This window comes from Veillonella montpellierensis (assembly GCF_947090115.1).
Classification (GTDB): Bacteria; Bacillota; Negativicutes; order Veillonellales; family Veillonellaceae; genus Veillonella; species Veillonella montpellierensis.
This window is the reverse complement of record NZ_CAMUMS010000021.1, coordinates 1-7,829: the sequence shown is the minus strand read 5'-3', so window position 1 is coordinate 7,829 and position 7,829 is coordinate 1. Positions and strand designations below refer to the sequence as shown.

The 7,829-nt window shown below is 35.6% G+C and carries 7 protein-coding genes and 1 tRNA gene; all 8 read left to right on the top strand.

Translation table 11 applies throughout. The features are described from left to right. Positions 1–350 precede the first annotated feature (350 nt). A complete protein-coding gene (locus P6940_RS08105) occupies positions 351–827 on the top strand; it encodes an NfeD family protein (protein ID WP_277293743.1) in 477 nt (158 codons plus the stop codon). A 79-nt stretch (positions 828–906) separates the two neighbouring features. Beyond that, the gene (gene floA, locus P6940_RS08100) at positions 907–1,905 is read left to right on the top strand and encodes a flotillin-like protein FloA (RefSeq protein WP_277293742.1); all 999 of its coding nucleotides are present in this window, start codon (positions 907–909) and stop codon (positions 1,903–1,905) included. A 7-nt stretch (positions 1,906–1,912) separates the two neighbouring features. Then, positions 1,913–2,488, top strand: coding sequence for a hypothetical protein (locus P6940_RS08095; RefSeq protein WP_277293741.1), 576 nt, complete (start codon positions 1,913–1,915; stop codon positions 2,486–2,488). A 410-nt stretch (positions 2,489–2,898) separates the two neighbouring features. Continuing rightward, positions 2,899–3,795, top strand: a complete 897-nt coding sequence (locus P6940_RS08090; RefSeq protein WP_277288611.1) for a hypothetical protein — start codon at positions 2,899–2,901, stop codon at positions 3,793–3,795. A gap of 208 nt (positions 3,796–4,003) precedes the next feature. After that, a complete protein-coding gene (locus tag P6940_RS08085; protein WP_277293740.1) occupies positions 4,004–4,936 on the top strand; it encodes a hypothetical protein in 933 nt (310 codons plus the stop codon). Positions 4,937–5,024: 88 nt separating this feature from the next. Then, the gene (gene larA / locus P6940_RS08080) at positions 5,025–6,245 is read left to right on the top strand and encodes a nickel-dependent lactate racemase (protein ID WP_277293739.1); all 1,221 of its coding nucleotides are present in this window, start codon (positions 5,025–5,027) and stop codon (positions 6,243–6,245) included. 105 nt (positions 6,246–6,350) lie between these two features. Continuing rightward, positions 6,351–7,364: a helix-turn-helix domain-containing protein gene (locus P6940_RS08075; RefSeq protein ID WP_277293738.1), complete on the top strand. Its 1,014-nt coding sequence runs from the start codon at positions 6,351–6,353 to the stop codon at positions 7,362–7,364. A 264-nt stretch (positions 7,365–7,628) separates the two neighbouring features. Next, positions 7,629–7,705 (top strand) — tRNA-Arg (locus P6940_RS08070). The last annotated feature ends 124 nt before the right edge of the window (positions 7,706–7,829 follow it).

Here is a 7,829-nt window from a genome sequence, read left to right as displayed (position 1 = left end):
GAAGTTAATAGAATTGTAGATTTGGATACTGTTCAATTTCATATTGCAATTTAAGGTTATATAAAATAGTTAATAGAAAGATACATACGTCGCACTATAGGCATATGGAACGTAATTCTACGAATCTTGATTAGGATGTGATTTGAATTATAAGAGCATCCACTATGTTAGTATGTAAGAATATTCGATAATAATTAATGTACTTAGATATAATGAGGTATACATGTACATAGGAAAATAAAGTTTAGAGTTTGTCTATACGTCACTATGTGACGATAAGAATTGTAGTATGTTATAATAGTATTATGAAAGTCATTATCTATGAGTGCAGTATCTAGGGAGGTGAATGAGTGGATATTTTATATTATTTTATAGTGGGAATTTGTTTATTGGCCTTAGAACTATTTGTACCAGGTGGCATCTTAGGTATCATTGGATATTTATGTATTATGTGGGGACTCTATGATTTACTTGGTCATACGATGGAAACGGTACTTATATTACTAGGGATATCTTTAGTATTAAGTATAGTACTATTGATAGTAGTTAATTACTTTCCTCAAACATGGTTTGGTCGGCATTTTACACTTAATTTACGATTTACTTCGGATACAGGGTATACATCCAATGAAAGAATGTTTGATTTAGTTGGTAAAAAAGGAGTAGCTCATACAGTGCTTCGCCCTTCTGGCACAGCTCGTATTGATGATATGTTAGTTGACGTAGTAACAGAAGGAGATTTTATTTCTGCCGGGACGCCTATTGTAGTATATAAAGTGTCAGGAAGTAGAATTATTGTTAGAATGGATACAAATGTTCATAGATAATAGGTGCGTATATAAGTTGCTGAAGTAAATCGTATTGAGAAGATTAGTGCATAGAGAATTATTATTAAGGAGGGTATGTATGTTTGCAGAATTTGGATTTGTATTTATTATTTTTCTTGCTATTATAGCAATATCATTATTTTTGCATTTCGTGCCATTAGGTTTATGGATTTCCGCATTGGCAGCAGGGGTTAATGTAGGTATTTTTACACTTGTAGGAATGCGGTTACGTCGCGTTAATCCATCGCAAATTGTGTTACCTTTAGTAAAAGCTAATAAAGCAGGACTAAATGTAAATGTTAATCAATTAGAGGCTCATTATTTAGCAGGTGGCGATGTAGACCGTGTGGTAGATGCTTTAATTGCGGCAGAACGAGCATCGATTCCATTAACCTTTGAACGATCCGCAGCAATTGATTTAGCTGGTCGTGATGTGCTTGAAGCGGTACAAATGAGTGTTAATCCAAAAGTTATTGAAACGCCTAGTATTTCTGCAGTGGCCAAAAATGGTATTGAATTAAAAGTACGTGCTAGAGTGACTGTTCGTGCGAATATTGATCGTTTAGTAGGTGGCGCCGGTGAAGCCACTATTATTGCTCGTGTAGGAGAAGGGATTGTTACGACTGTAGGTTCCTCGGAAGAACATAGTAATGTGTTGGAAAATCCAGATCATATTTCGCGTACAGTGTTGAGTAAAGGTCTTGATTCAGGTACAGCTTTTGAAATTTTATCCATTGATATTGCTGACGTAGATGTGGGGCGTAACATTGGGGCTCAACTTATGACGGATCAAGCGGAGGCAGATAAAACCATTGCACAAGCTCGTGCAGAAGAACGTCGTGCTATGGCGGTAGCAAAAGAACAAGAAATGCGTGCATATACACAAGAAATGCAAGCAAAAGTTGTGGAAGCACAAGCTGAAGTACCTCAAGCATTGTCACAAGCCTTACGTGAAGGTCGGTTAGGCGTTATGGATTATTATACTATGAATAACGTATTAGCTGATACTAAAATGAGAGAGGCGATTGGACAAACAGAAGAGAGTGATTTGACAACACCTCCAGAATCTAAACAATAGGTGATATATGGATATTATTATTGGCATTATCATTATGATAATAGGAACCTTGGTTTTTACTAAAAAAGGAAATACATCATCCACACCTAGTGACCAACAACAAATTGATCATGAGCCGCTTACTTGGGAAGAGATGGAAGCAAAGTATGGCATTCATATTGAACGAGAGGATGAATCATTAGGTGAAGCTACAGAAATCACTCCGGCACGTATAGACGAGGTACCTGCTAGCTATCATGAGGAACCTATTGAAGAGAAAAATAATACATCCTCTTCTACTGTAGATGTACATAGAATGGAACGGGAAGTAGCAACTTCTACACAGTCAGATACGTATACATCTGTACGACCATCTTATAAGATTTCTGTTACACCAACTACTAAGTTACAGGTTACGAAATCAGTTACAACGGTTCATCATGTACAATCACGATCAAAACAACATACCGCAGTACATAGCAATGATTCGCCTTATGGCATTTCTCTTAAAACTGCTAAACGTGGCGTTGTGTGGTCTACCGTATTAGAAAGACCAAAAGGTTTACTATACTTTCAGAGAATGAAATATAAAAATCACATGTGATTTATCAAACATGGAATGGGATTAGAGTACCTAATACAGTTCGTTTTTCTTGTAAGTATCATAAAAAAATAGGCATTACAAAAAATACACACCTTAGTAAGAGCATATTCTTGGTAAGGTGTGTATTTTTATGATTGTTTTTTAACTGTTGCGGTAGACGAGCTATTTTATAAAAAGATATAAAAAATTATGATTGAACTATATGAAAATTGTAAAACTACAGTTATAAAAATCGTTTTTGTCAAGGATGCAAGTCATTCTAGTAGAAGAGTTTCCAAAAAAGAAATTCTATGATACTACTTATGCGGTTTCCCATGGTATTGTGATTAGACATGAAAGAATTATACTAAAAGTAATAGAAGTAGTAAGTTGAGATACGTATAAGAGAATATGATGCGTGGGGTGGTACAATGGGAAACATGACAATTAGTATTGATGAAAACCGATTAAGAGAATTGTATAGTTATGAACAAAAAACAATTGCCTATATTGCAAAGTATTTTGGGTGCAGTCCAGATACTATTCATAGACGATTAGCCATGTATGGCATTATAAAGAGGGGGAGAAATGTTGTAATTCCGCTTCACGAATTAGCAGCGCTATATAAAACTAAGTGTTATAGTGTGTATACATTAGCAAAGCGATATAACTGTTCTCACACTACAATTTCTAATCGCTTGCGGGACTTGGGGTTATTAAAACCAGTAAAAAGGAATACACCTACATCGATAAAGACCATAGATATTGTTCGTGCCTATAAAAGTGGAAATAGTGCTACTTTTATTGCTACTACATTAGGTATTTCTAGATGGAAAGTACTAGAAATATTACGACAAGAAGGAATACCTATTCGGCAGAGTCATAAACAGGTGCCATTAGATATAGCAGTTATTAAACAAATGTATGAACAAGATAAATTATCTACCCTAGAAATAGCAAAATTTTTTCAAGTTAAATCGTGTACCATTACAGCACGATTGAAAGAAGCGCATGTACCAATTCGTGGTAATCACATACAAATAGAAGAGGCGCGCTTGTTGTCTTTATTAGCAGCAGGAAATAGTTTGTGTACAATAGCACGATTGATTGGGTGCTCTTATACAGCTATTAAACAACGGGCGATAGCGTTAGGTGTGACCATACCTAAACGGGCATGGCAAGAGCATAAGAAACATATTGTATATCAATATAAAGAAGAAGGCAGTACGTTGCAAGAATTGGCAACATCGTATGGATGCTGCCCTAATACTATTAAAAATTTACTACAACGGGAAGGTGTACGTCGGAGATTGCCTGGTGTTAGATAGAATATAAACACGTTGTTACATGGTAGCCATAGAATTGATATGTTACGTATAGAATAATTATACTTTCAGTATGATACTTAATGCTTTCATTATAGGAGATCCTATTATACTTCTGACGATATGATATAATAAGTACAATATCATGATTTTACAAGATCATGACTAGATGTATGGATAATAGTAATCTATGTAGTTAGGAGTTAGTAGTATGGAGTTACTTGTTCTATTATTACCATTTTTTTTGGCTGGCATTGGAGCAGCTCTATTGTCAAAACTATCGGGGGTAGCCATGTCGATGGTATTGGTGCCAACTATATTATGTTTGGGTGCTACACCGATTGAAGTCGTGTCATTTATGTTTTTGTTTGTGTTGTATAATAATTTCACCGTAGAAACACAAGACGTACGACTTGATTTTAAACAGTTATTGTTTTTTAAAGGGTGGGCGTTTATTATTCCTATTCTTATTATGATTGGGATAGCCTTTTTCTCTCCTGCTTTGTCGATCGTTTTATTTGTAGCTTATTTTATTGTTGAATTAGGTGGTGCTCTATATAAACGCTTACCTATACAGGAACAACCAGACAAGAGTCAAGTCATCATTCATAGTGTATTGGCCGCTATCACTACATTACTTGGCGTCGCTTTAGTGAGGTATATTCCAGATACAGTATATTTTGGATTAGTAGGCGTGGCTATACTACTTATTACTTGGTTTGCTTGGTATAGCAGTAAACATCGCTCTATGTGCCAGATATGGTGGACCTATATTTGGTCAATCGGTCATATACTATTTGGCGTATTTGGCGTAGAAGCATCGCGTTATCCAAAGGCATTACGTCGTTATATACCACAAGCAATGGATACAATGATGCCATTGGTTACGGTAGTAGCTTCATTTGTGGGCATTATCTATGTCTATGCTGATGAAGGGCAATTCTCTTTACCGGCTTTTGCTGCTGCTATTGGTGCAGCGCTAACAATTCGAATCATAGGACTCTATGAATTTCCAAAACGAGGTACATTTTCTTATTTGGCGATAGCCATAGCAGTATTAGCCGTTATATGTTTATATTTAGTATCACCTATGCCTACTGGATTTAGTGGTATTACAACTATTTTTAATCAACCAGTTATGTAGAATAGTGTGTAGTATCTATGAGATTTTCTGTGGGACTATATAGAATTAAATATGTAGATGCATTAGCCTGTTAAGGGAGTTTACTAGTATGAAAACTTATTCATTTCCGTATGGTAGTACATATGTAGATTTTGCGTTGGATGAAAGTCGTGTAGTAGCAGAACTAGAAATGACGAAACAACCAGTGATTACCAATCCAGAAGAAGAAATTTTGAAGGCTCTTAATCATCCTATTGATGCGAAACCGTTACAAGAATTAATACGACCAGGTGAGACGGTTACAATTATTGCTAATGATGCAACTCGCGTGGCAAATACACATGTTTTTATGCCCCTATTGATTCAATATTTACATGAAATAGGTATTTCTGATGAGCATATTACAATTTTATTTGCCTTGGGCACACATCGAGAGATGACTCGTGAAGAAATGATTCATGAAGTTGGTGAAACGATAGGTGAACGAATTCGATTAGTAAATTCTAATGCGACTAAGACTAGTGATTTTATATACGTTGGGACTACTTCCTTTGGCACACCAGTTCATTTACATAGATGTGCAGTAGAAGCAGATCATATTATTTGTACTGGTTCAGTAGTACATCACTTTTTTGCTGGCTTTGGTGGTGGTAGAAAAGCTATTTTACCAGGCATATCTTCTTATGAAACAATACGAAAAAATCATAGTTTGATGTTGCATGAAAATGCCGTTATAGGACAGTTAGAGGGAAATCCTATCTATGAAGATCAGCTAGAAGGCGTTGCATTCCATCCGCCGACTTTTTTGTTAAATGTAGTGTTAAATGAACATAATGAGTTTACAGGCATTTTTGCAGGCCATTATATAACGGCTCATAAGCGGGCGTGTGAATTTGTAGATGCACAAAATGGTGTGGTTATTAAAGAACGAGCCCCCATTGTTATTGCTAGCACAGGAGGCTATCCAAAGGATATTAACATATATCAAACACAAAAGACTATGGATAATGCTGTAAAAGCTGTACAACCTGGAGGGTGTATTATTTTATTGGCAGAGTGTCGAGAAGGATCTGGATCTGCTATTTTTGACGAAACAATTCATCGGTTTCATTCTATTCAAGCCATTGAAGATTCTGTGAGAACAGAATTTCAGATAGGAAGACATAAAGCGTATGCTGTTACTAGATTGATGAAACAAGCCGAATTTTTACTTCTTTCAAATCTGACAGATAGGTATGCTAAGGAAGCCTTTTTTCGCCAGTTCATTCTATGGAAGAAGCCTTACATCGAGCAAATGAAAAGATGGGATGTGATGCACCTATTATTTTAATGCCTCATGGTGCGTACACGGTACCGATTGTAAAAAGTAAAAATTGACACTAGTTATCATTTGTTGGTAGTATATAACTAATAATACTTGTAAAGGAAGTTAGTTATGAATCATCTAGAAACTATCGATCAATTGGAAAATCCTAAAACAATGGGACTAGGACGTATTAAAGATATTATGCAAGATAGTCAAGTGACTATTAATGACATTAATAAATCATGTCGCATGTATGAATTTGTTAATGATACAGGTCACGCTAAACGAATTTGTTATCAATTGTTTGAGGGAATTGAATTAACTTTTCAAGATGTATCATTAGAAGAAATTACCCATCATGCACAACCTATGGAAGGGTTGTTTGAAATTTATTATTGTCATGATGGTAGAATTGAATGTGACTTTACGAATGGAAAATATTTATATTTAAATCCTAATGATATTACTATCTGTTGGAAACGACAACAGGGCTATCAACATAGCTCCTATTTTCCATCATCTAAGTACCAAGGCGTTTCGTTAGCCGTGTATGTGCCTAAGGCACAAGCAGCTGTTGATGCTATATTAGGAGCCGGTAAGCTTGATTTAAAAGCCTTATGTAATCGATTTTGTCATGAAGGTGATTATGGCGTTGTGAGTCGCTTAGAGTCGCATTTAAGTCAAGCGTTTGCATCATTTTATGATGCACCAAAAGAGTTGGCTCCTTCCTATTATCGTGTTAAGGCAATAGAATTATTAGTTTTATTACATAGTGCAGCACCAGAAATTAATATTATTCGCTCCTGTTATAATAAACAACAAGTAGATATTGTAAAACAAGTTCATGAAGAATTAATGCAACATATTACGAATAAAGAAACCATTGATGATATAGCCTTACGATATCATATACCATCGACATCGTTAAAAAAATGCTTTAAAGGTGTATACGGTATTACGATGTATCAATTTATTAAGCAAAACCGTATGCAACGAGCGGCTAGTTTATTAATAAAAAGCGATGATAATATTGTTGAAATAGCACGACAGGTTGGCTATGAAAATGGTAGTAAATTTTCTGTAGCCTTTGCACAAGTGATGGGGGTTAAACCTAGTGAATATCGTAGATCTCATAAAGAGTAATATTCGTATTAGGATCCGAATATTACTGATTTGGAGAAGTAAATGCAATCTCGATAGAGTAAAGTATATAACTATATGCTTTTGTAATTGTATTAGTATAAAAAAGTTCTTAGTAGTGTAATCTACTAAGAACTTTTTATACTGAATAGTTTTAGAGGGTAGATTCTATGACTGTGACTTTATAATTCATGAAATAAGAGTAAAAAGTACTTGCATTAGGGGCATAACATATGATATTATAGGAAAGTACCAAATATGACATATGACTCAGTAGCTAAGCTGGATATAGCGTCTGACTACGAATCAGAAGGCCGGGGGTTCGAATCCCTCCTGGGTCACCAGAGAACGAAGGATCTTACTTGATGTAGGATCCTTTTTGTGTTGAGGGATCGACGCACTAAGGTCTCAGCGTCACTGCGTTCCTAGAGACCTAAGTTGCTTACGTATCCCTCCTGGGTCACCAGA